The 25,704-nt window shown below is 66.3% G+C and carries 25 protein-coding genes; 17 read left to right on the top strand and 8 right to left on the bottom strand.

Going from position 1 to position 25,704, the window contains the following annotated elements; translation table 11 throughout:
* The first annotated feature begins 19 nt into the window (after positions 1–19).
* Positions 20–1,732: a 2-isopropylmalate synthase gene (gene leuA / locus IAG39_RS00600; RefSeq protein ID WP_054455581.1), complete on the top strand. Its 1,713-nt coding sequence runs from the start codon at positions 20–22 to the stop codon at positions 1,730–1,732.
* A gap of 66 nt (positions 1,733–1,798) precedes the next feature.
* On the opposite strand, the gene IAG39_RS00595 is transcribed toward leuA, so the two are convergent.
* Complete coding sequence (locus IAG39_RS00595; RefSeq protein WP_118934766.1) at positions 1,799–3,127, bottom strand: amidase; 1,329 nt, start codon at positions 3,125–3,127, stop codon at positions 1,799–1,801.
* Between the two features lie 312 nt (positions 3,128–3,439).
* Between IAG39_RS00595 and IAG39_RS00590 the strand changes: the two genes are divergently transcribed.
* The 6 genes from IAG39_RS00590 (at position 3,440) to IAG39_RS00565 (ending at position 9,475) form a co-directional block, all read left to right on the top strand.
* Complete coding sequence (locus tag IAG39_RS00590; protein ID WP_118934767.1) at positions 3,440–4,453, top strand: LacI family DNA-binding transcriptional regulator; 1,014 nt, start codon at positions 3,440–3,442, stop codon at positions 4,451–4,453.
* Between the two features lie 39 nt (positions 4,454–4,492).
* The gene (locus IAG39_RS00585; protein ID WP_118934769.1) at positions 4,493–5,290 is read left to right on the top strand and encodes a phosphodiesterase; all 798 of its coding nucleotides are present in this window, start codon (positions 4,493–4,495) and stop codon (positions 5,288–5,290) included.
* Between the two features lie 120 nt (positions 5,291–5,410).
* The gene (locus IAG39_RS00580; RefSeq protein WP_118934771.1) at positions 5,411–6,466 is read left to right on the top strand and encodes an ABC transporter ATP-binding protein; all 1,056 of its coding nucleotides are present in this window, start codon (positions 5,411–5,413) and stop codon (positions 6,464–6,466) included.
* A 27-nt stretch (positions 6,467–6,493) separates the two neighbouring features.
* On the top strand, positions 6,494–7,789 hold the full coding sequence (locus IAG39_RS00575; protein WP_059376680.1) for an ABC transporter substrate-binding protein: 1,296 nt from the start codon (positions 6,494–6,496) through the stop codon (positions 7,787–7,789).
* Between the two features lie 13 nt (positions 7,790–7,802).
* The gene (locus IAG39_RS00570) at positions 7,803–8,678 is read left to right on the top strand and encodes a carbohydrate ABC transporter permease (RefSeq protein ID WP_059376674.1); all 876 of its coding nucleotides are present in this window, start codon (positions 7,803–7,805) and stop codon (positions 8,676–8,678) included.
* Positions 8,675–9,475: a carbohydrate ABC transporter permease gene (locus IAG39_RS00565; RefSeq protein WP_042795754.1), complete on the top strand. Its 801-nt coding sequence runs from the start codon at positions 8,675–8,677 to the stop codon at positions 9,473–9,475. The genes IAG39_RS00570 and IAG39_RS00565 overlap by 4 nt, the downstream gene beginning before the upstream one ends.
* A gap of 76 nt (positions 9,476–9,551) precedes the next feature.
* Here the strand turns inward: IAG39_RS00565 and IAG39_RS00560 are convergent, their stop codons facing one another.
* The gene (locus IAG39_RS00560; RefSeq protein ID WP_059376671.1) at positions 9,552–9,869 is read right to left on the bottom strand and encodes a hypothetical protein; all 318 of its coding nucleotides are present in this window, start codon (positions 9,867–9,869) and stop codon (positions 9,552–9,554) included.
* A gap of 89 nt (positions 9,870–9,958) precedes the next feature.
* Entirely contained in the window at positions 9,959–10,306 is a 348-nt protein-coding gene (locus IAG39_RS00555) for a DUF1840 domain-containing protein (protein ID WP_059376669.1), read from the bottom strand.
* 320 nt (positions 10,307–10,626) lie between these two features.
* Between IAG39_RS00555 and argS the strand changes: the two genes are divergently transcribed.
* The 5 genes from argS (at position 10,627) to IAG39_RS00530 (ending at position 16,086) form a co-directional block, all read left to right on the top strand.
* A complete protein-coding gene (gene argS / locus IAG39_RS00550) occupies positions 10,627–12,309 on the top strand; it encodes an arginine--tRNA ligase (RefSeq protein ID WP_118934773.1) in 1,683 nt (560 codons plus the stop codon).
* A 9-nt stretch (positions 12,310–12,318) separates the two neighbouring features.
* Entirely contained in the window at positions 12,319–13,071 is a 753-nt protein-coding gene (locus IAG39_RS00545) for an SPOR domain-containing protein (RefSeq protein ID WP_187524008.1), read from the top strand.
* A gap of 81 nt (positions 13,072–13,152) precedes the next feature.
* Positions 13,153–13,782 (top strand): thiol:disulfide interchange protein DsbA/DsbL, encoded by a 630-nt coding sequence (locus tag IAG39_RS00540; RefSeq protein ID WP_118934063.1) that lies wholly within the window; start codon positions 13,153–13,155, stop codon positions 13,780–13,782.
* Between the two features lie 136 nt (positions 13,783–13,918).
* Complete coding sequence (locus tag IAG39_RS00535; RefSeq protein ID WP_118934061.1) at positions 13,919–15,130, top strand: ABC transporter substrate-binding protein; 1,212 nt, start codon at positions 13,919–13,921, stop codon at positions 15,128–15,130.
* Complete coding sequence (locus tag IAG39_RS00530; RefSeq protein ID WP_187524007.1) at positions 15,109–16,086, top strand: alpha/beta fold hydrolase; 978 nt, start codon at positions 15,109–15,111, stop codon at positions 16,084–16,086. The genes IAG39_RS00535 and IAG39_RS00530 overlap by 22 nt, the downstream gene beginning before the upstream one ends.
* Before the next feature lie 21 nt (positions 16,087–16,107).
* Here the strand turns inward: IAG39_RS00530 and metC are convergent, their stop codons facing one another.
* Positions 16,108–17,301 carry a cystathionine beta-lyase gene (gene metC, locus IAG39_RS00525; protein WP_165867940.1) on the bottom strand — a complete coding sequence of 398 codons (1,194 nt, stop codon included), beginning with the start codon at positions 17,299–17,301 and terminating at the stop codon, positions 16,108–16,110.
* Between the two features lie 82 nt (positions 17,302–17,383).
* A complete protein-coding gene (locus tag IAG39_RS00520) occupies positions 17,384–18,109 on the bottom strand; it encodes a nitroreductase (RefSeq protein WP_118934056.1) in 726 nt (241 codons plus the stop codon).
* Between the two features lie 133 nt (positions 18,110–18,242).
* Between IAG39_RS00520 and IAG39_RS00515 the strand changes: the two genes are divergently transcribed.
* Both IAG39_RS00515 and IAG39_RS00510 read left to right on the top strand, forming a co-directional pair.
* Entirely contained in the window at positions 18,243–18,869 is a 627-nt protein-coding gene (locus tag IAG39_RS00515; protein ID WP_059376646.1) for a LysE family translocator, read from the top strand.
* A gap of 181 nt (positions 18,870–19,050) precedes the next feature.
* A complete protein-coding gene (locus IAG39_RS00510) occupies positions 19,051–20,079 on the top strand; it encodes a Bug family tripartite tricarboxylate transporter substrate binding protein (protein ID WP_118934055.1) in 1,029 nt (342 codons plus the stop codon).
* An 8-nt stretch (positions 20,080–20,087) separates the two neighbouring features.
* Here the strand turns inward: IAG39_RS00510 and IAG39_RS00505 are convergent, their stop codons facing one another.
* Positions 20,088–21,155 (bottom strand): MBL fold metallo-hydrolase, encoded by a 1,068-nt coding sequence (locus IAG39_RS00505; RefSeq protein ID WP_059376642.1) that lies wholly within the window; start codon positions 21,153–21,155, stop codon positions 20,088–20,090.
* Positions 21,156–21,227: 72 nt separating this feature from the next.
* Here IAG39_RS00505 and IAG39_RS00500 point away from each other — a divergent pair, with 72 nt between their 5' ends.
* Positions 21,228–21,608 (top strand): MerR family transcriptional regulator, encoded by a 381-nt coding sequence (locus IAG39_RS00500; RefSeq protein ID WP_059376638.1) that lies wholly within the window; start codon positions 21,228–21,230, stop codon positions 21,606–21,608.
* Between the two features lie 10 nt (positions 21,609–21,618).
* Entirely contained in the window at positions 21,619–21,951 is a 333-nt protein-coding gene (locus IAG39_RS00495) for a YnfA family protein (protein WP_118934054.1), read from the top strand.
* A gap of 112 nt (positions 21,952–22,063) precedes the next feature.
* Here IAG39_RS00495 and IAG39_RS00490 read toward each other — a convergent pair whose 3' ends face one another.
* Positions 22,064–23,035 carry a Bug family tripartite tricarboxylate transporter substrate binding protein gene (locus tag IAG39_RS00490; protein ID WP_118934053.1) on the bottom strand — a complete coding sequence of 324 codons (972 nt, stop codon included), beginning with the start codon at positions 23,033–23,035 and terminating at the stop codon, positions 22,064–22,066.
* Positions 23,036–23,093: 58 nt separating this feature from the next.
* The gene (locus IAG39_RS00485; protein ID WP_118934069.1) at positions 23,094–24,269 is read right to left on the bottom strand and encodes a M20 aminoacylase family protein; all 1,176 of its coding nucleotides are present in this window, start codon (positions 24,267–24,269) and stop codon (positions 23,094–23,096) included.
* 246 nt (positions 24,270–24,515) lie between these two features.
* On the opposite strand from IAG39_RS00485, the gene IAG39_RS00480 reads away from it, so the two are divergent.
* Positions 24,516–25,694 carry an isovaleryl-CoA dehydrogenase gene (locus IAG39_RS00480; RefSeq protein WP_059376629.1) on the top strand — a complete coding sequence of 393 codons (1,179 nt, stop codon included), beginning with the start codon at positions 24,516–24,518 and terminating at the stop codon, positions 25,692–25,694.
* Positions 25,695–25,704: the final 10 nt, after the last annotated feature.

Genomic DNA, 25,704 nt, shown 5'->3' with positions numbered 1-25,704 from the left:
AACCGATCGAGGTGTAGTAATGATGCTTGCCAACCCCGCCACCAAATACGTCCCCTTCGCGCCCTTTACCCGCGACTTTTCCGAACGCACCTGGCCCAGCCGCCGCATCACCAAGGCGCCGATCTGGATGAGCACCGACCTGCGTGACGGCAACCAGGCCCTGATCGAGCCGATGAGCGTCGAGCGCAAGCTCCGCTTCTTCGAACAGCTGGTGAAGATCGGCTTCAAGGAAATCGAAGTAGGCTTCCCGTCCGCTTCGCAGACCGACTTCGATTTCGTGCGCAAGCTCATCGACGAGAAGCGCATTCCCGACGACGTCACCATCATCGTGCTGACCCAGTCGCGCGAAGACCTGATCAGCCGCACGGTGGAATCCGCTGCTGGCGCCAAGCAAGCCATCGTCCACCTGTACAACGCCTGCGCCCCGGCGTTCCGCAAGGTCGTGTTCAACATGAGCAAGGACGAGATCAAGAACATCGCCACCACCGGCACGCGCCTGGTGAAGCAGTACATGGCGCAGCACCCGGAAACGCAATGGCGTTACCAGTACTCGCCCGAAGTCTTCAGCACGACCGAACCCGAGTTCGCATTGGAAGTCTCCAACGCCGTGGCCGACGTATGGCAGCCCACGCCCGAGTGCAAGATGGTGCTGAACCTGCCCGCCACCATCGAGGCCACCAGCCCCAATCTGTACGCCGACCAGATCGAATGGATGCACAAGAACCTGGCGCGCCGCGACAGCATCGTGCTCAGCGTGCACCCGCACAATGACCGCGGCACCGCCGTGGCCGCGGCCGAATTCGCCGTGATGGCCGGCGCCGACCGCATCGAAGGCTGCCTCTTCGGCAGCGGCGAGCGCACCGGCAACGTCGACCTCGTCACGCTCGCGTTGAACCTTTACACGCAGGGCGTGCATCCGGGCCTGGACTTCTCGGACATCGACGAAGTGCGCCGCTGCGCCGAGTACTGCAACCAGTTGCCGGTCCACCCGCGCCACCCGTACGCGGGCGACCTGGTCTTCACCGCGTTCTCGGGCTCGCACCAGGACGCCATCAAGAAGGGCTTTGCCCAGCAGCAGGCCGACGCCGTCTGGGAAGTGCCTTACTTGCCGATCGACCCGGCCGACCTCGGCCGCAGCTACGACGCCGTCATCCGCGTGAACAGCCAATCGGGCAAGGGCGGCGTGTCCTACCTGCTCGAACAGGAACACGGCCTGGTGTTGCCGCGCCGCCTGCAGATCGAATTCAGCCGCGCCATCCAGCGCGTCACCGACGAGACCGGCCGCGAAGTCACGGCCGACGACGTGCACACGATCTTCAACCGCGAGTACCTCGAGCAGAAGTCGCCGTGGAAGCTGGTGCGCCACCGCATCGACGGCAATCCGTCGGCCGGCGAAGGCCAGCATTTCAGCATCGAGGCCGAATTGGAATACAACGGCGAACGCCGCATCGTGACGGGCAAGGGCGACGGCGCCATCTCGGCCTTCGTGGCCGCGCTGGACGTGCCCGTTCGCATCATGGACTACCACGAGCACGCCATCGGCACCGGCACCGACACGCGCGCCGCTTCGTATGTCGAACTGCGCGTCGGCGAATCCAGCACGGGCTTCGGCGTGGGTATCGACCGCGACATCGTGACGGCTTCGTTCCAGGCCGTGCTGAGCGCCGTCAACCGCCACATCAATGCCGGCGCCGTGACCGCAACCGAGCAAGAAACCGCCGAAACCGCGTGATCCGCAATCCGGCGTAAAAAAAGCCAGCCTTATCGGGCTGGCTTTTTCTTTGAGCGCGCGCCGCGCTTATCCGCGCGGCCAGATGTCGGCCGCGCCGATATCCGGCGCAGTGGCGGCCAACAGCCGCTGATGAACCCACTGCGCCATCGCCAGCGTGCGATGGTCGCTATAGCGCGCACCGACCAGCTGCAGCCCCACGGGCAAGCCCTGCGGGCCGGTAGCGAAGGGCAGGCTGAGGGTAGGATGGCCGAATACCGTCCACGCGCGCGAGAACTGCGGATCCCCCGTCCCCAGGTCCGCGAACGGCGCCTCGCCGCTGGCGCTGGGCGCGAGCAGCACATCGTATTTGTCGAACCACGTGTCCACGCGCGCGCGCGACTCGGCGACGCGCATCAGGTTCTTCTGATGTTCTTCAGCGGTAATGCGCGAGCCCGCTTCCAGGATGGCCTGGATCTTCGGGCTGAGCTGCGCCGCATGCTCCAGGCGCTCGTAGGCCAATGCCTGCGAAGCTTCAAACGCCATGATGTCCGAATGCAGCTGCACCAGCACGCAATGCTCTGGCGGCAGCGGCAATTCTTCGACCACGGCGCCTGCGCGCGACAGAATGGCCGCGGCCTGCGCGTAGGCTTCTTTGGTTTCGGGCAGCGCATGCCGCCATTGCAGGCTGCGGTACATGCCGATACGCGGCTTGCCGTCATAGGCCAGATCGAGCATGCGCGGATCGCGCATCAGCACGGAAGCAAACAGCGCCACGTCCGGCACCGAGCGCGCGAAACCGCCGATGGTGTCCAGGGACTCCGCCAGGCTTTTGACGCCCGCGCGTGAAATGCTGCCAAAGGTGGGCTTGAAGCCCACGATGCCGCAATAGGAAGCGGGGCGGATGATGGAAGCCGCGGTCTGCGTGCCCAAGGCGAAGGGCACCATGTCGTCGGCCACCGCCGCAGCCGAGCCGCTGGACGAGCCGCCCGGCGAGTAGGCTTCGTTGCGAGGATTGCGCGTGGGGCCTGCCAGATAAGTGGCGAATTCAGTGGTCACGGTCTTGCCGACGACGATCGCGCCCGCGCCCCGGCACAGCGCCACCGAGGCCGCGTCCAGGCCCGGAAGGTGGCGTTCGTAGATGGGCGAGCCGTAGCGCGTGGGCAGGTCGACCGTGTCGAACAGGTCCTTCACGCCCATGGGCAGGCCGTGCAGCACGCCGCGCAGCGCGCCGCGGTCCAGCTCCTGCGCACGCTCCAGCGCAGCCTGCTTTTGCAACGCGGTCCAGGCATGGATGGTGCTTTCGCGTTGTTCAATGCGCGCGAAGCAGGCGCGCACCAATTGCTCTGCGGTCAATTCGCGCCGTTGCAGCTTGCGCGCGGCTTCCAGCGCGCCAAGTCTGTTCAAGGCAGTAGACATGGTCCTTTCCTCTTTACCGGCGCCGCGCTACGCGCGGCGGCTCAACTACGCACCCGGTCCCCTTGACCGAGGATCCGCCATGCCGCGCGGTTTTCTGCCGCGACGTTCAAGTGGACCAATCCCAACCATTGTGCGCCTTGCGTCAATTAGGAAATACCCAAGAAAGTCTGATTTTTCCCTGGAAATTGCGCGCCGCGCCTTGGCTTTGTGTTGTTGCGTCGGCATCAGCATAGCGCAAACCCGTGCAACACAAAGGTCATATTTGTCGAGTAAGATGAAATCGTTTTCACGAATCCCGGCAGCAATCCCGCCATGGCCTCGCGCTCGTCGCCCCGCTTTTCCATCATTGAAGTGGCCCGCAAGGCCGGGGTGTCCCCGGCGACGGTTTCGCGCGCGTTCAACCAGCCCGAGATCGTGCATCCGGACACGCTCGCGCATATCCGCAATGTCGCCAAGCGGGCCGGCTTCCGGCCTAACCGCGTGGGCCGCAGCCTGCGTTCCGGCAGCACGCGCACCATCGGCCTGATACTGCCCACGCTGTCCAACCCAGTCTTCGCCGAATGCTTCGAAGGCGCGGAGCGGCGCGCGCGGGAATCGGGCTACAGCGTCATGCTGACCGCCACCGGCTACGATCCCGCGGTGGAATCCGCCGCGGTCCAGGGCCTGATGGACCATCAGGTCGACGGCCTGATCCTGACGGTCGCCGACGCCGCCAAGAGCGCCACGCTGGACGACCTGGACCATGCCGACATTCCTTACGTGCTCGTCTACAACGAATCTGGCGCCCATCCCTTCGCATCGGTCGACAATCGCGCCGCCGCCAGCGACATGGTGGCGCATCTGGCCGCGCTGGGCCATCGGCGCATTGCGCTGGTCACGGGCCCCTTGACCGCATCGGACCGCGCCCGCCGCCGGCTGACGGGCGCGCGCGCCTGCGCCAAACGCCTGGGCCTGGACGCCATCCAGCACATCTCCATGAGCTCGCACACGGGCAGCGACCTCGACGCCCTGAAAGCGGCGCTGCGCGGCAAGCAGGCGCCCACCGCCTTGTTCTGTTCCAACGATCTGCTGGCCACCGCCGTGATCGCGGACCTGGTGGGCCTGGGCCTGTCGGTGCCCGCCGACATCTCGGTATGCGGCTTCGACGGCATGCGCTTTGGCGCCTTGCTGACGCCGCCCCTGACCACCGTGGCCCAGCCCAGCGACGGCATCGGCGAAACGGCCTGCTCGAACCTGCTGGCGCAGATCCAGGGCCAAGCGCCGCATTCGGACCGCCTGCCGCATTGCATCGTCGTCGGCGGCACCGCCGCGCCGGTGCGCCGCTGAGGCCTCTCTCTACAACAACCATTCTTCTGCATACGCGTCATGCTCATCGCACAAATCACCGACCTGCACATGCGCACTCCGGGCGACAAGGCCTACGGCATCATCGATCCGGCGGCGTTCCTGGCGCCCGCGGTGCGCGCGCTCAATGCCCTGACCCCGCGCCCCGATTGCGTGCTGATCACGGGCGACCTGACCGACCTGGGCCGCCCGCACGAATATCAAGTGCTGCGCGAACACCTGCAGGCGTTGGAAATTCCGTACTTCCTGCTGCCCGGCAACCACGACGACCGCGCCCAGCTGCGCGCGGCCTTCCCGGACCACGCCTATCTGCAAGGCGAGAGCCCCTTCATCCAGTACGCCATCGAGACCTATCCGCTGCGCATGCTGGCGCTGGACACGGTGGTACCCATGAAGAGCCATGGCGAACTCTGCCAGGACCGCCTGGACTGGCTGGCCACGCGCCTGGCCGAACAGCCCGAGCGGCCCACGCTGGTCCTGATGCACCATCCGCCTTTCCTGACGGGCATCGAGCACATGGACGCCATCGGCCTGCTGGCTGGCGCCCCCGAGCTCGAACGCATCGTGGCGCGCTTTCCCAATGTGGAGCGCGTGCTTTGCGGCCACCTGCACCGCACGATCTTCCAGCGTTTCGGCGGCACCATCGCGTCCACCTGTCCGGGCACCGCGCACCAGCTCGCAATGGAGTTGGGGCCGCGGCCGACGCTGCAATACATCATGGAACCGCCGGGCTACCAGCTGCACTGGTGGCAAGGGAAGAACCTGGTCACGCATCACGCAGTCATTGGGGAATACCCCGGCCCATACCCCTTCGGCTGAGGCCGACGCTAGACTACGAAAGTTTGTCCTGCCATACATCCGTCATGTTTGCGCTGCACAATGAAAAGGTTTTCATAACAGGCAACAATGCGGATCTAACTATTAGATCTTCGAGACAGCATGTCATCCATCGTCCTGGATAACCTCACCAAACAGTACGGCAACGCTGCCGCCATCCATGGCGTGAGCTTCACGGTTCCCGCCGGCAGCTTCACGGTCCTGCTGGGGCCGTCCGGCTGCGGCAAGTCCACCACGCTGCGCATGATTGCCGGGCTGGACACGCCCACCTCCGGCACCATCCACATCGGCGACCGCGACGTCACCCAGCTGCCGCCCGCCAAGCGCCGCATCTCGATGGTGTTCCAGTCGTATGCCCTGTTTCCGCACCTGTCCGTGCGCGAGAACATCCTGTTCGGCCTCAAGGTGCGCAAGGAGCCCGCGCGCGACTATGACCGCCGCCTGCAACGCGTGGCGGGCCTGCTGGGCCTGAACCATCTGCTGGACCGCAAGCCCTCGCAATTGTCGGGCGGCCAGCAACAGCGCGTGGCGCTGGGCCGCGCCGTGATTTCCGAAGCGCCGGTGTGCCTGATGGACGAACCGCTGTCCAACCTGGACGCGCAGCTGCGCCATGAAATGCGCCGCGAGATCCGCGCCTTGCAGCAGGACCTGGGCATCACCATGGTCTACGTGACGCACGACCAGACCGAGGCCATGAGCATGGCCGACCAGGTGGTGCTGCTGCGCGGCGGCAAGATTGAACAGCACGACACGCCCGACGGCCTGTACGCGCGTCCCACCACCGAATTCGCGGCGCGCTTCATCGGCACGCCGCCCATGAACCTGATCGGCCTGACCTCCGCGCAGGGCGCCACCGTCATCGCCGGCACGCAGAGCCGCGCCATCGCCGGCGCCCCCGCGGGCGCCGTGAAGCTGGGCGTGCGTCCCGAACACATCCGCATCGACGCCGACGGCGTTCCCGCCACCGTGGAAAGCGTGGAGTACTTCGGCGCGGATTCCATCGTGGTCTGCCGCGTGGGCGACACCAGCGGCGTGGCCGTGCGCGTGGGCGGCCATCTGCGCGCCGGCGCAGGCGAAACACTGGGCCTGTCCTGGGAGGACGGCCAGCAGCACTTCTTTGCCGCCGATTCGGCGGTCATCAACTCCGCTGGCCGCTAGGGCCCGTACACAGGAAAGGAAAACAACATGCGTCGCATCGTACTGAAAACCCTGGCCGCCAGCCTGGCCGCCGCCTGCCTGTCGCTGCCTGCGCAAGCGCAGAACAAGCCCGTCGAGGTGGAGTTCTATTACCCCGTCGCGGTCGGCGGCCCCATCACCAAGATCGTCGACGACATGGTGGCGGATTTCCAGAAGGAAAATCCCGACATCAAGATCAAGCCGATCTACGCGGGCTCCTACCAGGACTCCATCGCCAAGGCGCTGACCGCGCTCAAGGGCGGCACCCCGCCGCAGCTGGCGGTGTTGCTGTCCACCGACATGTTCACGCTGATCGACGAAGACGCCATTGTGCCGATCGACAGCCTGGCCAAGAGCGACGCCGACAAGAAGTGGCTGGGCGGTTTCTATGACGCCTTCATGCAGAACAGCCGCACCGGCGGCCATACCTGGGGCGTGCCGTTCCAGCGTTCGACCATCGTCATGTACTACAACAAGGACCTGTTCAAGGCCGCGGGGCTGGATCCCGAGCGCGCGCCGGCGACCTGGGCCGAACTGGTCGAGTACGGCAAGAAGCTGACCAAGCAGGACGCCTCCGGCAACACCACGCAGTGGGGCATCGAGATCCCCTCGGGCGGCGCGTTCGCCTACTGGCTGTTCCAGGCGCTGACCACGCCCAATGGCGCGATCCTGATGAACGAGGCCGGCAACGAGGTCTATCTGGACAAGCCTGCGGTGGTGGAAGCCGCGCAGTTCTGGCACGACCTGTCGGCCAAGCACAAGATCATGCCGACCGGCACCATCGACTGGGGCACCACGCCCAAGGACTTCCTGGAAAAGAAGGCCGCCATGGTCTGGACCACGACGGGCAACCTGACCAACATCCGCAAGAACGCCGACTTCCCGTTCGGCGTGGCCATGATGCCGCAGCAAAAGCGCGGCGGCAGCCCGACCGGCGGCGGCAACTTCTACATCTTCAAGAGCGGCACGCCGGCGCAGCAGCAGGCCGCGCTGAAGTTCGCGCAATGGGTCACCACGCCCGAGCGCGCCGCCGACTGGAGCATCGCCACGGGCTACGTGGCCGTGACCCCGGCCGCCTGGCAGACCGAAAAGATGAAGAAGTACGCGCAGGAAGTGCCGGCCGCCGCGGTCGCGCGCGACCAGCTGGAAGTCAGCGTGGCCGAGTTCTCCACGCATGAGAACCAGCGTGTCACCAAGACCCTGAACGACGCCCTGCAAGCCGCCCTGACGGGCTCCAAGACGCCGCAGCAGGCCCTGACCGACGCGCAACGCGAGGCCGACCGCATACTGCGTCCCTACAAGTAAACCGACAAGCACGATGAGCCGCTCTTTAAACGCGCTGTACGGCTGGCTGCTGTTGCTGCCAGCCCTCGTGCTGCTCGCCGCCTTCACGCACTACCCGGCGGTGGCGACGCTATGGCACAGCTTTTTCTCCACCCCCAAGGGCGCGCGCCCCGCGCGCTTCGTGGGGCTGGACAACTACGCCGTCATGCGCGACGACCCGGTGTTCTGGCAGTCGCTGTGGAACAACCTGTGGTTTGCGCTGGGGACCATTCCCACGTCCATCGGCATCGCGCTGGTCATGGCGCTGTGGGTCAACCGCAACCTGAGCGGGCGCGGCTTCCTGCGCATGGCCTACTTCACGCCGACGGTGCTGCCCATGGTGGCGGTGGCCAACATCTGGCTGTTCTTCTACACGCCGCAATACGGCCTGATCGCCCAGGTGATGCAGCTGTTCGGCGCTACGGGCCCCAACTGGCTGGGCAACCGCGAGACCGCGCTGCCCGCGCTGATGCTGGTGACGGTCTGGAAGGAAGCCGGCTTCTTCATGATCTTCTACCTGGCCGCCCTGCAGACGGTATCGCCGTCGCTGCGCGAGGCCGCGATGCTGGAAGGCGCATCGCGCTGGCAGTACTTCCGCCGCATCCTGTGGCCGCTGCTCATGCCCACCACGCTCTTCGTGCTGATCAATGCCCTGATCAACGCGTTCCGGCTGGTGGACCACGTAGTGGTCATGACGCGCGGCGGGCCGGATAACGCCAGCACGCTGTTGCTGTACTACATCTACCAGGTGGGTTTCAGTTTCTGGGACACGGCTTACGCCGCCACGCTGACCGTCGTGTTGCTGGTGGTGCTGGCGCTGACCGCGCTGGTCAAGTTCCGCTGGCTGGACCGCAGGACGCACTATCAATGAAAGACAAGCTCGATACCTTGGGCGCCTGGGCGCTCGGCCTGCTGTGGATCCTGCCCCTGGCCTATGCCATGTGGGCGGCGTTCCACCCGCCCGCCTACGCGACCCGCTTCGACCTGTTCGCGCCGCTGACGCTGGACAACTTCGTGCGCGCCTGGCACGCGGCGCCGTTCCCGCGTTATTTCCTCAACACCTTCCTGCTGGTCACCATGGTGCTGGCGGCGCAACTGGTGCTGTCGACCCTGGCCGGCTACGCCTTCGCGCGCTTCGAGTTCCGCGGCCGCGATTTCGTCTTCATGCTGGTGCTGCTGCAGCTGATGATCATGCCGGACGTGCTGCTGGTGGAGAACTACCGCTCCATGAGCCAGCTGGGCATCCGCGACACGGTGTTCGCCATCGGCCTGCCTTACTTTGCATCCGCCTTCGGCATCTTCCTCTTGCGCCAGACCTTCAAGACGGTGCCGCGAGAACTGGAAGAAGCCGCGCGCATGGAAGGCGCCAACGCGCTTCAGGTGCTATGGAAGGTGTATGTGCCGCTGGCCAAGCCGATCTACGTGGCCTACGGGCTGGTGTCGGTCAGCCACCACTGGAACAACTTCCTGTGGCCGCTGATCATCACCAACTCGGTCGAATCCCGGCCGCTGACGGTGGGCCTGCAGGTGTTCTCGTCGACCGACCAGGGCATCGACTGGTCGGTCATCACGGCCGCCACGCTGATGTCGGCGGCGCCGCTCCTGATCGCCTTCCTGCTGTTCCAGCGGCAATTCGTGCAATCGTTCATGCGGGCAGGCATCCGCTAGACCCGCCTGCGGGACCGGCCCAAATGAAAACTGCCCCTATGGGGGCAGTTTTTTCTTGGGGTTGAGGCCGGATCGCTCAGTAACCTACCGTCAGCCCCGGCAAGTCCACGGTGATGCGCGGACGCTCCAGCGCCAGCGCCAGGTGCTCCGCGAACTCGCGCGCCTCTTTTTCGTCGGAGGACAGGGTGTCGTAGCCCAGCGCATCGGCCACGCCCAGCACCTTGTCCAGCAGCAGGACCTTGCCGCTGGGACGCAGCGGTTCGCAGCCCAGCGTTTCCCAGGCGCTGTCGAACCAGTCGCGCGCATCGCTCTGGCGCTGCGGCGAGGGCTCGACGCTGGCCGAGAGGTCAAGCGAACGGCGGGAATCGAAAACGATGGTGATGTCGCTGCGCATGTCGGGGTTCCTTGGGGTGGCGTCAGGCGAGTAGGGTAGGCAAAAAACGCCGGGCAGATTGTCCGCCCGGCGACATTGGGCTCGCCGGCTTACCAGCCGCGCGACACCTCCCAGGTGACTTCGGCGTTTGCCGCCAAGGACTGGCGCATCATGTCGAGCAGGGGGAAGGCGCGCTCCTTCAGGCCCACCATGCGGGCCATGGGCGAGGCCGGGGCCTTGTCCTCGTCCTCTTCCTCGGAGCCGTCATGGGCGCTCTGGTATTCCTCGATCGCGCGTTCGATGCCGCTGATGGCCGGCCCCAGCTGCTCGACGGTGAAAACGCCGCGCTCCGGGATCTTGTCCTTGAAGGACTTGCCCGCCGCCAGCAGCAGCGCGCCGGCATGGTCGGTCAGCATCAGAACCTCGGCCACGACCTTGGAATGAAAGGTGATCAGCATATTCCAGTCTCCCACATTGATTACTTACATACACTACCGCAACACCAGGGCACTGCCAACTGGCCTGGGGAAGCAGGTCCGACGACCGGCGCCATGTGTCCCCCCGGACCCTTCCTTGCGGCGTTCCCGCCCAGGGCGCAGGCCGGTTCCATGGCCAAATCAAGCTATGATTCAGGAGATTCCCGTGACAGCGGGACCTGACGCGGCCATGAAGCCGGCACGCGCGGTCCGCCCGGCTACGCCGCCCCTGTCCGCTCCGCCCGACAGGCCCGGCCTGTGCGGGCGCGTCCGTCACTAACTCAGAACTTCTCCAGACGCCCATGCTCCTCGAGCAACAAAAACAGCTTATCTCCCTGATCCAGGCCGCCGTCGCGCAAAGCCTGCCCGACGCCGTGGCAAATGTGCTGCTGGAGCGCCCCAAGGTCGCCGCCCACGGCGACGTCGCCACCAACGTGGCCATGCAGCTGGCCAAGCCGGCCCGCCGCAACCCGCGCGAACTGGCCCAGGCCATCGTCGACGCCCTGATGGCCCAGCCCGGCGCCGCCAGCCTGATCGAGGCCGCTGAAATCGCCGGCCCCGGCTTCATCAACCTGCGCATTACCGCCGCCGCGCGCCAGGCCGTCATCGCCGCCGTGGCCGAGCAAGGCGCCGCCTTCGGCCGTGCGCCGCGCAACGGCGAGAAGATCCTGGTCGAATTCGTGTCGGCCAACCCCACCGGCCCGCTGCACGTGGGCCATGCCCGCCAGGCCGCGCTGGGCGATGCCATCTGCCGCCTGTACGACGCCATCGGCTGGGACGTCACCCGCGAGTTCTATTACAACGACGCCGGCAACCAGATCCAGAACCTGGCCATCAGCGTGCAGGCGCGCGCCCGCGGCCTGACGACCGATTCCCCCGAGTGGCCCGCCGACGGCTACAAGGGCGACTACATCGCCGACATCGCGCGCGACTTCCAGGCCGGCGCGACCGTTCACTCCGATGGCGTGGACGTCACCGCCACGGGCAACGTCGACAACCTGGACGACATCCGCGTCTTCGCCGTGGCCTACCTGCGCCGCGAACAGGACCTGGACCTGCAGGCCTTCGGCCTGGCGTTCGACAACTACTACCTGGAAAGCTCGCTCTACACCTCCGGCCGGGTCGAAGCGACCGTCAAGGCGCTGATCGCCGGCGGCCACACCTACGAGGAAGGCGGCGCGCTGTGGCTGCGCACCACCGAACTGGGCACGGGCGACGACAAAGACCGCGTCATGCGGAAGAGCGAAGGCGGCTACACCTACTTCGTGCCGGACGTGGCCTACCACAAGGCCAAATGGGAGCGGGGCTTCCATCGCGCCGTGAACATCCAGGGCAGCGACCACCACGGCACCGTGGCGCGCGTGCGCGCCGGCCTGCAGGCGCTGGAAGAGGGCATTCCCAAGGAATACCCGGCCTACGTGCTGCACAAGATGGTCAAGGTCATGCGCGGCGGCGAAGAGGTCAAGATCTCCAAGCGCGCCGGCAGCTACGTGACCATGCGCGACCTGATCGACTGGGTGGGCCGCGACGCGGTGCGCTACTTCCTGATCCAGCGCCGCGCCGACACGGAATTCGTGTTCGACGTGGACCTGGCGCTGTCCAAGAGCGACGAGAACCCGGTCTATTACATCCAGTACGCGCACGCCCGCATCTGCTCGGTCATCAACAACGCCGCCATGCCGGCCGCCGACGTGGCCCAGGCCGACGCGGCGCTGCTGACCGCCCCGACCGAATTCGCGCTGATGCAGCGCCTGGCCGAATTCCCCAACGTGGTGGCGCTGGCGGCGCAGGAACTGTCGCCGCACCATATCGCCTTCTGGCTGCGCGACTGCGCCTCGGATTTCCACGCCTGGTACAACGCCGAGCGCGTGCTGGTCGACGACAGGGCCCTGAAGCTGGCCCGCCTGCGCCTGGCCTCGACCACGCGCCAGGTGCTGGCCAACGGGCTGGAGCTGATGGGCGTATCGGCGCCCGAGCGGATGTAACATCGGTTCATGGCAACCAAGCGCAAAACCACCCGCCGTTCCTCCGGCGAAAGCGGCAGCACCCTGTACGGCGCGCTGGCCGGCTTGCTCATCGGCCTGATCGTGGCCGCCGTCGTCGCCTTCTACGTCACCAAGGCGCCAGTGCCCTTCGTCGACCGGGCCAGCCGCCAGGGCGACAACGGCAAGCTGCCGGACCCGCGCCAGGCGCCAGACCCCAACGCCGGCCTGTACGGCCGCGACGGCGGCGCCGGCACTCCGTCCACCGGCCCGACCGCCACGGCGCCCGCGCCGCTGCCCGGGGCCGGTACCGGCCAGGCCACCGGACCCGCCGCCTCCAAGGGCGACGATACCCCCACCAAGCTGGACGACCTGGGCGCGCTGATTGCCACCCTGCCTACGTCCAAGGCGCCCGCCGTGGCTTCGGCCGCGCCGTCCGCCACCCCCAGCCAGGCGCCCACGCCTATCTCCAAGGCCGCCCCCGCCGCCGCGCCCGCGCCGGCTCCCAAGCCGGCCGCCACCGCGTCCGCGGCCAACGGCACGTATTACCTGCAGGCTGGCGCCTTCCGGGGCGAGAACGACGCGGAATCCCTCAAGGCCCGCATCATCCTGCTGGGTCTGCCGGTGGCGGTGCAAAAGGCCGAAGTGAACGGCAAGCCCATCAACCGGGTCAGGGTGGGCCCGTTTGCCCGCCTGGACGACATGAACCGGGCACGCGGCCGCCTGGGCGAGAACAAGATCGAAACCGCGGTGGTGCGCCAGTAATGTGGGCCGCCGCGCGCGCAAGCATTGAACTTATCCGGCCCCGGGCCTGTCTGTAACTTTTTACTCAGGAACCTCTCATCCATGCTGTCCCCCAAGATAATCCGCATCCTGGCCGCGGCCGCGCTGACCGCCACGGCATTCTTCAGCCCGGCTAGCCACGCGCAAGGCACGCAGCAGTCCATCGCCATCAACCCGCCGCTGCCGTCGGACACCCCGGGCAGGATCGAGGTCCTGGAATTCTTCGCCTATACCTGCCCGCACTGCGCCGCCATGGAACCCATGGTTGAGGACTGGGCCAAGACCGCGCCGCCGGACGTGGTGCTCAAGCAGGTTCCGATCGCGTTCAACGCCGGCATGAAGCCGCTGCAGCAGCTCTACTACACGCTGCTGGCGCTGGACCGCCCGGACCTGCACCCCAAGGTCTTTGCCGCCATCCACGGCGAGCACAAGCGCCTGTTCGACAAGAAGGCGATGGGCGAATGGATCGCCACGCAGGGCGTGGACCGCGAGAAGTTCGACTCGGTCTTCGACTCGTTCAGCGTGCAGACGCAGGTGCAGCGCGCCACCCAGTTGGCCGACGCCTACCGCATCGACGGCACCCCGTCGTTCGCCGTCGGCGGCAAGTTCATGACCTCGCCTGTCATGGCGGGCAACAGCTACGAAGGCGCGCTGAAGGAAGTGACCCGCCTGATCCCGCTGGCGCGCAACTGATACGTTCCAGCCGGAATCCACAACGCCCCGAGCCTGCCGGCCGGGGCGTTTTTCTTTGCAGTTCCCGCCTGGGCCCGCGCTACACTTTCCGCACAACAAATCGCCGCAACAGCGGCACACAATGGGTGGAAGACAAATGAAGCAGCGATTCCCGCGCAAACGCGCGATGCTGGGCCTGTGCCTGGCGCTGGCCGCCGGCCTGGCGCAAGCCAACGAAACCGACGGCGTGAAGATCGGCGTACTCACGGACATGGCGGGCGTCACCGCCGACGCCACCGGCCGCGGCTCGGTCGAAGCCGCCCGCCTGGCCATCGAGGAAATGGGCGGCACCCTGCTGGGCAAGCCGATTTCGCTGGTCTCGGGCGACCACCAACACCGGCCCGACATCGGCAGCGGCATGGCGCGCAAATGGTACGACACCGACGGCGTGGACGTGATCGTGGACGTGCCCAACTCGTCGGTCGCGCTGGCAGTGCAGGGCATCGCGCGCGACAAGAAAAAGCTGGTGCTGTTCTCCAGTCCTGGCACCACCGCGCTGACCCAGGCGCAGTGCTCGTCCTACGGCGTGCAATGGACCTACACCACGTATGCGCTGTCGCGCGGCACGGCGACCGCGGTGGTCAACGAGGGCAACAAACGCTGGTTCATCCTGGCGTCCGACTATGCTTTCGGCAAGCAGCTGGCGGCGGACACCGAGGCCGTGGTCAAGGCCAACGGCGGCGAGGTCGTCGGCACCGTCTACCACCCGCTGAACGCCTCGGATTTCGCGTCCTTCCTGCTGCAGGCGCAGGCATCCAAGGCGCAGATCATCGCCATCGCCAACGCCGGCGGCGACACCATTTCGGCCATCAAGCAGGCCGCGGAATTCGGCATCGGCGGCGCGCAGCAGCTGGCGGCCATGCTGCTGCTGATCACCGACGTGCACAGCCTGGGCCTGCAAGCCGCGCAGAAAACCTATCTGACCGTGCCGTCCTACTGGGACATGAACGACGGCACGCGCGCTTTCGCCAAGAAGTTCGAGGCCCGCGTGGGGCGTCCCCCCACCTTCCTGCAAGCCGGCGTCTACGGCTCGGTGCGCCATTACCTGCAGGCCGTGAAGGCGGCAGGCACGGTGGACGCCGACGCCGTCATGGCCAAGATGAAATCGCTGCCCATCGACGACCCGTTCAGCCTCAACGCGCACATCCGCGAAGACGGCCTGGTGGTGCGCGACATGATGCTGGCGCAGGTCAAGACGCCGGCGCAGTCGAAGGCGCCCTGGGACTACTACAACATCGTGCGCAACATCCCCGGCGCGGCGCTGGCCTGGCCCTTGTCGGAAAGCCAATGCCCGCTGGTCAAGCCATGACGCAGGCGGTTCCCCAGGCAGTGGCCCTGGCCGACTTCGGCAGCTTCTACGCGGGCGGGCGGCAGGTGCGCATCGACGGCCTGCCTCGGCGCGATATCGCGTTCACGCAAAGCGCGTCGCTGGCGTATGACCCCAACGGGCTGTATCACTTCGAGCAGGCCTACGTGCAGTACTTCATCCCGGCGCGGCTGGCGCATCCGCTGCCCATCGTGCTGCTGCATGGCGGCGGCATGACGGGCGCGATGTGGGAACAGACGCCGGATGGCAGGCCGGGCTGGATGCAGCATTTCCTGCGGCAGGGACATGCGGTGTACGTCGTGGACAACGTCGAGCGCGGCCGCGCGGGCTGGGCGCCGTTCACGCAGGTCTGGCCCGAGCCGCCCATCATCCGCAATGCCGAGGAAAGCTGGACGCTGTTCCGCTTCGGCCGCGCCGAGGACTATCCGGCACGGCGTGCGTTCGACGGGCAGCGCTTTCCGGTCGCCGCGTTCGACGACTTCATCCGCCATGCGGTGCCGCGCTGGCTGGGCAATAACGATGCGGCATTGCAGGGGTTCTGCGCGGTGCTCGACCGCGTCGGACCGTGCCTGGTGATGGCGCACAGCCACGGCGGCGAAGTCGCCTACCGCGCGCTGCACGCGCGGCCGGACCTGGTGCGCGGGGTCATCGGCATCGAGCCCTCGGGCTACTCGTCCGAGGTGACGGCCCAAGCCGTGGCGGACAAGCCCTTTCTGTTCGTCTATGGGGATTACCTGGACGCGACGCCGCTATGGGAAAAGCTGTGCGCCACCGGCCAGGCCTATGCCGATGAGCTGACGCGCCAAGGCGCCCGCGTGCAAACCTGGCGCCTGGCCGACATGGGCATTGCCGGCAATTCGCACATGCCCATGATGGACGACAACAGCGACGACATCGCCGCGCGCATCGGCGCGTGGATACGCGGCGCGGCCGCCTGAGGCCGCCGCGCCTTGCGCCGCTCAGCCCTGGACGGCGGCGGCCTTTTCCAGCGCCTGGGTCAGGTCGGCAATGATGTCGTCCGGCGACTCCAGGCCGATGTGCAGGCGCACCAGGGCGTTGTCGCCTTCGCCCCAATAGCGGTGCTTGGCCAGGTCCTTGCTCGACACCAGCTGCACCAGGCTTTCATAGCCGCCCCAGGAAAAGCCGATGCCAAAGAGCGTCAGTGAATCCACGAACACGCGCGCGGCCGCCGGCGACAGGCGCAGCTCGACGGAAAGCATGCCATTGGAGCCGGTGCAATCGCGCTGCCACAGGGCGTGGCCGGGATCCTGCGGCCAGGCCGGGTGGAACAGGCGCACGGTCTCGGGACGGCTCTTGAGGAATTCGCATACCTGCAAGGCATGGCGCGCGTGCTGGGCCATGCGAATGGGCATGGTGCGTACGCCGCGCAAAGCCAGCCAGGCGTCGTCCGCGCTGATCGAATAGCCCATGGCGTACTGCGTGCGGTTGAGCTTGCGGGCAATCTGTTCGTCATTGGTGACGACCGCGCCCAGCATCAGGTCGGAGTGCCCACCCACGTACTTGGTGCCGGCGATGACGGATACCTGCGCGCCCAACGTCAGGGGACGGTAGATGTAGCCCGAACCCCAGGTATTGTCGGTGGCCAGCACCAGCCCGTGGCTCTGCGCGAAAGCGGCCATGGCGCCCATGTCCAGCATCTCGAACAGCAGCGATCCCGGAGATTCGACGTACAGCAGCTTGGTGTTGGGACGCACCAGCGCTTCGAGGTCCTCGCCGGCCGCGAAGTAGGTGATTTCGATGTTCATGCGCTTGAGCACCGCGTCGTCGAGTTCGCGCATCGGACCATAGACGCAGTCCGAGATCAGGGCGTGGTCGCCGGCCGAGCACAGGGCCATCATGACCATGGTCATCGCCGACAGGCCCGAGGACGCCAGGTAGCAATGCGTGCCGCCTTCGAGCTGGGTGAAGACTTCTTCCAGCGCCGCATGCGTGTCCATGCCCATGCGCCCGTAGGTGGAGGCGCGGCCGCCTGCCGCCTTGCTGCGCTGGGCCTTTTCGAGCGCTGCGAGGTTCTCGAAGCGCACCGTGCTGGCCCGCATCGGCGGCAGGGGTACCGGCGCGGTGCCGGTTTCCGGGTTGAACGGGGCGGTGCCTGCGTGCTGCAGAAGCGTATCGATGTGTTTGGTGGGCATCTTCAGTGGACTGCTTGCGTATGGACAGGGACGGAATAAAAGCGATCAGGAAGAACCATATCAGGCCAGGCGCGGCCTGTCCCTATTCGCCGATCCAGGTAACGGTTTCGGATTGCGGCGCGCGGCTGGTGCGATAGCTGTTGGCGGGGTGCTCCGTGTCGGCATAACCGAAGGAAATGCCGCAGACCACGCGGCGATCCGCGGCGATGCCGAGTTCATCGCGCAGCACTTCCGGATACATGGCCAAGGATGCCTGGGCGACGGTCGCCACGCCGTTGGCCTGGGCCGCCAGCAGGAAATTGGCCACATAGCCGCCGCAATCCATCGCGCCGTATTCACCCAGCGCCTCGTCGGTGGTGACGATGGCCACGTGCGGCGCATCGAACAGCTGGAAATTGCGCATTTCCTGGCGGCGGTATGCCTCGCGGTCGCCACGCGCCACGCCGACCGCGCCATACAGCTGGAAGCCTGATTCGCGCCGGCGGGCCAGGTACTCGCCCTGGTATTCGCGCGGAAACGGAAAATCCGGCGTGAAGCCAGACTGTTCCGCGCGGCGTTGCAGCGCGTCGCGCAGGCGTTCCGTACCCGCGCCTTCGGTGATCGTCACCTGCCAGGGCTGGCAATTGCACCAGGACGCGGCGCGCTGCGCCAGATCCAGGATGCGTTCGATGGTGCCGCGCGCGACGGGCTGGGGCAGAAAGGCGCGGCAGCTGTGGCGCGCATGCAGCCACGCTTCGAGTGCGGCATCGGGGCGCGCGTCTGCGTCCTGCATGGGTTGCGGGGAATGCGGCATGGCGGTGAAGGGCATGGCGGTCGTCTCTCCTGATCGGGTCGCACACGCCCGCCAGGGACGCATGCGGCATGCATGATGAGCACGTCTTTCCCTTTATGATGCCACTTCCGGCCTTCCAGAGCCGGCCGAACCGTTCCAGGCGACCCCCATGCTGCCCATCGACACCCTGATCGCATTCTTCGGCATTGCCGTCCTGCTGGCCCTGACCCCGGGGCCCGACAACCTGTTCGTGCTGATGCAATCCGCCATCTGGGGCCGCAAGGCCGGCATGTTCGTGGTGCTGGGCCTGTGCACGGGACTGCTGGGACATACGGCCGCCGTGGCCGTCGGGCTGGCGGCCGTGTTCGCGGCCTCGCCCATGGCCTTCACCGTGCTCAAGCTGGCGGGCGCCGCGTACCTGGCCTATCTGGCGTGGCAGATCCTGCGCGCACCGGTCGAAGCCGAGGACGGCAAGCGCCCCGAACCCATGAAGCCCGGCGCGCTCTATCGCCGCGGCATCGTGATGAACCTGACCAATCCCAAGGTGTTGCTGTTCTTCTTCGCCTTCCTGCCGCAGTTCACCTCGCCGGCGCTGGGCCGGGTGGGCCTGCAGACCATGCAGCTGGGCGCGGTGTTCATGGTGTCGACGCTGCTGGTGTTCGGCGCCATCGCCTTCTTCTCGGGCGCGTTCGGGGAATTGCTGCAGCGTTCGGTGACGGCCAAGCGCTGGCTGAACCGGATCGCCGCGCTGGTGTTCGTCGGGCTGGCCGTGCGGCTGGCGACGGCCTCGCGTTGAACGGGCGGGGCAGGCCCTCGCAAATGCGCCCGCTCTGAGAGAGCCACGCGCATTCTTCATGAGCATATGTGGAATTTGACGTTTGCGGACCTGGGCCGGCGGTTCAAGATTGCCGCATCGCCCCAGGAAAGGCATAGGCACGGACACCGATAGCCCCCCTTGCGGCGCAAGGAGCGTGGCCATGAATCTAAGCAAACACTTGCGCAGGAAAGCCCCCACCCAAGCGCTGGCCACGGTTGCCAGGCGGGCCGGATGGGCTGCCGTTGCGCTGGCATGCCTGTCCTTGCGTGCGCACGCCCAAACCGACTATCCGTCCAAGCCCTTGCGCCTGGTCGTGCCTTACCAGGCTGGCGGACAGGTCGACGTCATTGCACGATCGGTAGCCGAAGGCCTGGGCAAGCGGCTCGGCCAGTCCGTGCTCGTGGAGAACAAGCCTGGCGCAGGCGGCATCATCGCCACCAATCACGTCGCCAAATCGGCCCCGGACGGTTACACCCTGCTATTGACCCTTGCCACGCCGATCACCGCCAACCTCGTGCTCTACAAGAAGCTCCCCTACGATCCGCGCACCGAGTTGCGGCCGATCTCCGATATCTCCAAGAGTTCGGGCGTGATCGTGGTCCGCGGTTCGTTGCCCGTAAAGAACATGGACGAGCTGATAGCGCACGCAAGAAAAGAACCTGGCGCGCTTCGAATGGGTTCGTGGGGACCGGGCTCCACGCCGCACGTCATTCAGCGCTACATGAACAAGACTTATGGCATCGACATCCTGAACGTGCCCTATAAGGGTGAACTGCCGATCGTGACGGCATTGCTTGCCGGCCAGATCGACGTGGCCCTGGCTTCCGCGTACACCCTCAGGCAGCACCTCGCCGCCGGCAAGATACGCGCCCTCGCGGTGCTCGGCGGAAAGCGGATCAGCAGCCTGCCAGACGTACCGAGCATGGCCGAGGCAGGCTACGACGATGAGGCGTATCGAACCGTGACGCCGACGACGCTGCTTGCCCCTGCCCAAACGCCCGCCGACATCGTCGAACGCCTGGGTCGCGAGATCAGCGCCACGGTGCAGAGCCCAGAGGTCCGCGAGCGGCTGCTCGCGATGGATCTGGAGCCGATCGGAAACCTGCCCCACGAAGCCGAGGCCGAGTACCAGACCTATCTTCCGATCGTTCTAAAGCTGACCACCGACGCAGGTGTGACGCTGGACTGAGGCCGGATTCAGGCGGCCGAGAACCGCACGATGCCGTCCGCGCCCAGCGCGCGCTTGAGCTTGCCTTCGAAATACAGCGCGTGCAGGTGCGCCAGCGCCTCGCCCATGGCGAAGGTCAGCTGGTGCAGGTCGAGCTTGCGCTTGAACAGCACCGGCACGATGTCCGTGGTCGATTGCGGCTGGACGGCACAAGCTTCCAGCACTTCCGCCAGGCGGTCGCGATGGTGTTCGTGCTGTTGCGCGATGCGCTCGTGCAGGCCCTTGAAAGGCCGGCCATGCGATGGCAGCACCAGCGTGTCTTCGGGCAGGTCGGCGTAGCCATCCAGCGAACGCAAGTACAGGGGCAGGGGATTCGCGTCGGGCTCGTAATCGAACACGCTGACGTTGGTGGAAATGCGCGGCAGCACCATGTCGCCGGAAATCAGCACGCGCAGGTCCGGGGAATACAGCGAGGCATGTTCCGGCGCGTGGCCGTAACCCACGATGACGCGCCAGTCGCGCCCGCCGATGCGCACCTCATCGCCGTTCATGATACGGGTGTAGCGCGCGGGCACGGCCGGCACCAGGTTGGGGTAGTAGTTGGCGCGCTGGCGGATCTGCTCTTGCGCGTCCGGGTCGGTCAGGCCATGGCGCGCGAAGTGATCCACCGCCGATTGGCCGCCCGGACCGCCGCCGGCCTCGCCGCGGCGCGAGGACCACAGCGACGCCACCATGAAGTCCGTCATCGTCATCCACAGCGGGGCGTTCCAGCGTTCGCACAGCCAGTGCGCCAGGCCGATGTGGTCGGGGTGCATGTGGGTGACGATCACGCGCAGCACCGGCAGGCCTTCGAGCTCGGTCTCGAACACGCGTTCCCACAGCGTCTTCACTTCATCGCGCGTGATGCCACAGTCGACGATGGTCCAGCCGTCGCGCCCGTCGATGTTGTCGCGCAGCAGCCAGAGGTTGATATGATCCAGCGCGAACGGCAGAGGCATCCTGATCCACTTGACCCCATCCGCCACCCCGTGCGAACGGCCGGCTTCGGGCTGGAAATCGGCCCAGGGGTACTGCAGTTTCTGTTCGTTCGGATTCATTGCCTCTCCTCCACGCTTGACGATTGGGTCAAGTCATCATAATTTACGTTTACGTAAACTGCCACAAGCCGCATGTCCCCGTCAACCTGGACTATCTCAGAGCTCTCCCGCGAGTTCGACGTCACGCCCCGCACGATCCGCTTCTACGAAGACCAGGGGATCGTCAGCCCGGCGCGTGAAGGACGCAACCGGGTCTTCGGGCCACGCGACCGCACGCGCCTGAAACTGGCCCTGCGCGGCAAGCGCCTGGGCCTGCAATTGTCCGAGATCCTGACCCTGATCGACATGTACGACGGGCCGGGCGACACCGAGGTCCAGCTGCGCCAGTACCTAAGCGTGCTGGAACAACACCGCGCCACGCTGGAACAGCAGCGCCGCGACATCGAGGATACCCTGCGCGAGATCGCGCAGCAGGAACAGCAATGCCGCGAGTTGCTCGCGCAAAAGCCCTAGGGGCGCACGCATGGCCGCCCTGCAAACCCTCGCGCTGTTCGTCCTGACGGCGCTGGCCGAGATCATCGGCTGCTATCTGCCTTACCTGTGGCTGCGCAAGGGCCATTCGATCTGGCTGCTGGCGCCTGCCGCGGCCAGCCTGGCGCTGTTCGCCTGGCTGCTCACGCTGCACCCCACGGCCTCGGGCCGCGTGTACGCGGCGTATGGCGGCATCTATATCGGCATGGCGCTGCTATGGCTGTGGGCCGTGGACGGCGTGCGTCCCAGCATGAGCGACTGGCTAGGCGTGGGCCTGTGCCTGGCGGGCATGCTGGTGATCATGTTCGGGCCGCGCAGCGCGTAGGCTGCGACAAACCGCCACAAGAAAGACCCCACTGGGCGCCCGCTGTCTTGGGGCAGGCCGAAAAAAAAGCGCGCGTACCCACAGGGTCGCGCGCTTTTTGTTGGGGCAAGGCTTACTCAGCCTTGATGTTGCCTTCCTTGATGACCCGCGCGTTGTTCGCGAATTCCGCCTGCACCTGCTTGGCGAAGGCCTCGCCCGTGGCGGTGCCTGGCTGCAAGTACGACTTGGCCAGCAGATCCTGGAATTCAGCGCTGGCGACTGCCTTGGCCAAAGCCGCCTGCAAGGGCTGGGCGACCATCGCCGGCAGCTTGGCCGGCGCAAACACGCCGAAGTTCGAGTAGTACTGCGCCTGCGGCATCTTCAGTTCCGCCATGGTGGGCACGTCCGGCCAGGCGGCCAGGCGCTCGGGCGCCATCACGGCCAGCGGCTTGAGCGCGCCGCTGGCGACGTGCGGCAGCACCACGTCGCTATTGACCACCAGCAACTCGACCACGCCGCCCAGGCCGTCGGTCAACGCCTGGCTGTTGCCGCGGTAAGGCACGTGCAGCATCTTGGTGCCGGTCTGCGCCGTGACGGCCGACATGCCGATGTGGGCCACGGTGCCCTGGCCCGGCGTACCGTAGCGCACGCCGTCGGGATGCGACTTGGCGTAGTCGATCAGGCCGGCGAAGTCCTTCACCGGCAGCGCCTTGGTGGCGACGATGGCGACGGGCGCGACCGCCACGCTGGCCACCGGCGTCAGGTCCTTCATCGGGTCGTAGTTGGTCTTGGCCAGATGCGGGAAGATCGTCAGCGGGCTGGTGGAGGCCAGCAGCAAGGTGGTGCCGTCCGGCTGCGCGCGCGCCACGAAGTCGGTGCCGACGGACGCGCCCGCGCCCGGCTTGTTCTCGACGATGACGGTTATGTTGCTTTCCTTGCGCAGGACGTCGCCCAGGCGGCGTCCGATCGCGTCGGCGCTGCCGCCCGCGGTGTAGGGCACGACCAGCGTCACCGGCTTGGCCGGCCAGTTCTGCGCCATCGCGCCGCTGGCCATGATCGCCAAGGCCGCCCCCGCGGCCTTGATCAGCAATGTCTTCTTTTTCATATCGTCCTGGTAATGTTGCGTGGCACTGCGTCAGATAAAACGAAAAGCGTGAAGCACATCAGGCCAGATAGCGTTGCGCCAGGCGTACCCAGTACGACGCGCCAGCCGGAATCAGGGAATCGTTGAAGTCGTAGCTGGCGTTGTGCAGCATGCAGGGACCCAGGCCGTGGCCTGCCATGCGGTGCTCGCCGTCGCCGTTGCCCAGGAACACGTAGCAGCCGGGTTTTTCCTGCAGCAGAAAGGCGAAGTCCTCCGAGGCCATGGCCGGTTCGATCACCATTGCCTTGTCCTCGCCCACGACCTCGCGCATGACTTCCATGCAGAACTCGGTTTCGGCGACGGTGTTCACCAGCGCCGGGTAGCGGCGCTCGAAGAATACGTCGGCTTCGCAGCCGTGCGCGGCGGCGATGTTGCCTGCAATCTCGTTCATGCGGCGTTCGATCAGATCGACCACGTCCGTGCTGTAGGCCCGCACCGAGCCACCCAGCCAGGCGCTATTCGGAATGACGTTAATGACGCTGCCGCCGGCCTGCACCTGCGTGATCGACAGCACGGCCGCATCCAGCGGGCGCTTGCTGCGCGTGAGAATGGTCTGCAGCGACTGGCCGATGGCGAACAGCGCAGGCACCGGATCGCTGCAGTCCTGCGGCGCGGCCGCGTGGCCGCCCTTGCCGCGCACGGTGATCTTGAAGCCGTTGGCGGCTGCCATCATCGGGCCGGAGCAGACGCCGATGGATCCGGCGGGCAGCCCCGGCCAGTTGTGCAGGCCGAACACGGCTTCGCAGGGAAAACGTTCGAACAGACCGTCCTGGATCATGGCGCGGCCGCCCGCGCCGCCTTCCTCGGCCGGCTGGAAGCACAGGTACACGGTGCCGTCGAAGCCGCCTTCGGCCTGCAGGTGGCGCGCGGCGGCGAGCAGCATGGCGGTGTGGCCGTCATGGCCGCAACCGTGCATCTTGCCGTCGTGGCGCGAGCGGTGCTCGAACTGGTTCTCTTCCTGCATGGGCAGGGCGTCCATGTCGGCGCGCAACATGATGGCGCGATCCGACGTGCCGCGCTTGATCACGCCGACCACCCCGGTCTTGGCGATGCCGGTGTGAACCTCGATGCCCCAGCCGCGCAGCGTGTCCGCCACCACCTTGGCCGTGCGGTGCTCTTCGTAGCAGAGCTCCGGATGCATGTGGATGTCGCGCCGCAGCGCCACAATTTCGTCCAGGTTGGATAGTTCGAGCACGGCAGACTCCATCGCAATGATTCAGGATTCAAGGATCGGCTGGCATCTTACTCAGCGCAACTCCCTGGGCAGGCCGGAATTACCTAGGGATAACCCGACTCCAATTTACGTTTACGTAAACGTAATATTTGCGGTGCATCATTGCGCAGCGATGGCCGATCGGCGCATCATGAGCCACGCGCGGCAAGCTGGCGCCGGACACAGGCGCCCACAAAATAGTAAGTACCTACTATCACGGAGACAGCGATGAACCTTCCCGGCCTGAACTTCGACCTGGGCGAAGATCTGGACATGCTGCGCGACGCGGTGCGCAATTTCGCACTGGCCGAGATCGCGCCGCGCGCCGCAGAAGTCGACCGCAGCGACCAGTTCCCCATGGATCTCTGGCGCAAATTCGGCGACCTCGGCGTGCTGGGCATGACGGCCGACGAGGAATACGGCGGTGCAAAAATGGGCTATCTGGCCCACATGGTCGTGATGGAGGAAATCTCCCGCGCCAGCGCCTCCATCGGTCTGTCCTACGGCGCGCACTCCAACCTGTGCGTGAACCAGATCAACCGCAACGGCACCCCCGCCCAGAAAGCCAAATACCTGCCCAAGCTGATTTCGGGCGAACACGTGGGCGCCCTGGCCATGAGCGAGCCGGGCGCGGGTTCCGATGTGGTCAGCATGAAGCTGCGCGCCGACAAAAAGGGCGACCGCTACGTACTGAACGGCACCAAGATGTGGATCACCAACGGCCCCGACGCCGACACCCTGGTGGTCTACGCCAAGACCGACCCCGAAGCCCATCAGCGCGGCATCACCGCCTTCCTGGTGGAAAAGGGCTTCAAGGGCTTTTCCGTGGCGCAGAAGCTGGACAAGCTGGGCATGCGCGGCAGCCACACCGGCGAACTGGTGTTCCAGGACTGCGAAATCCCCGAAGAAAACGTGCTGGGCCAGGTCAACGGCGGCGTCAAGGTGCTGATGAGCGGCCTGGACTACGAACGCGCCGTGCTGTCCGGCGGCCCGGTAGGCATCATGCAGGCCGTGATGGACGTGGTCGTCCCCTATATCCATGACCGCAAGCAGTTCGGCCAGGCCATCGGCGAATTCCAGCTGATCCAGGGCAAGGTCGCGGACTTGTACACCACGCTGCAAGCCAGCCGCGCCTTCTGCTACCAGGTCGGCAAGAACCTGGACCGCCTGGGCGCCGAGCACGTGCGCCAGGTGCGCAAGGACTGCGCCGCGCTGATCCTCTACACCGCCGAAAAGGCCACCTGGATGGCGGGCGAGGGCGTGCAGATCCTGGGCGGCAACGGCTACATCAACGAGTACCCGGTGGGCCGCCTGTGGCGCGACGCCAAGCTGTACGAAATCGGCGCCGGCACCAGCGAAATCCGCCGCATGCTGATCGGCCGCGAACTGTTCAACGAAACCGCCTGAGCCACGCCGC

Origin of the sequence: Achromobacter xylosoxidans, from assembly GCF_014490035.1 — a bacterium.
Taxonomy (GTDB): Bacteria; Pseudomonadota; Gammaproteobacteria; order Burkholderiales; family Burkholderiaceae_B; genus Achromobacter; species Achromobacter bronchisepticus_A.
This window is presented reverse-complemented; position numbering and strand designations above follow the sequence as displayed.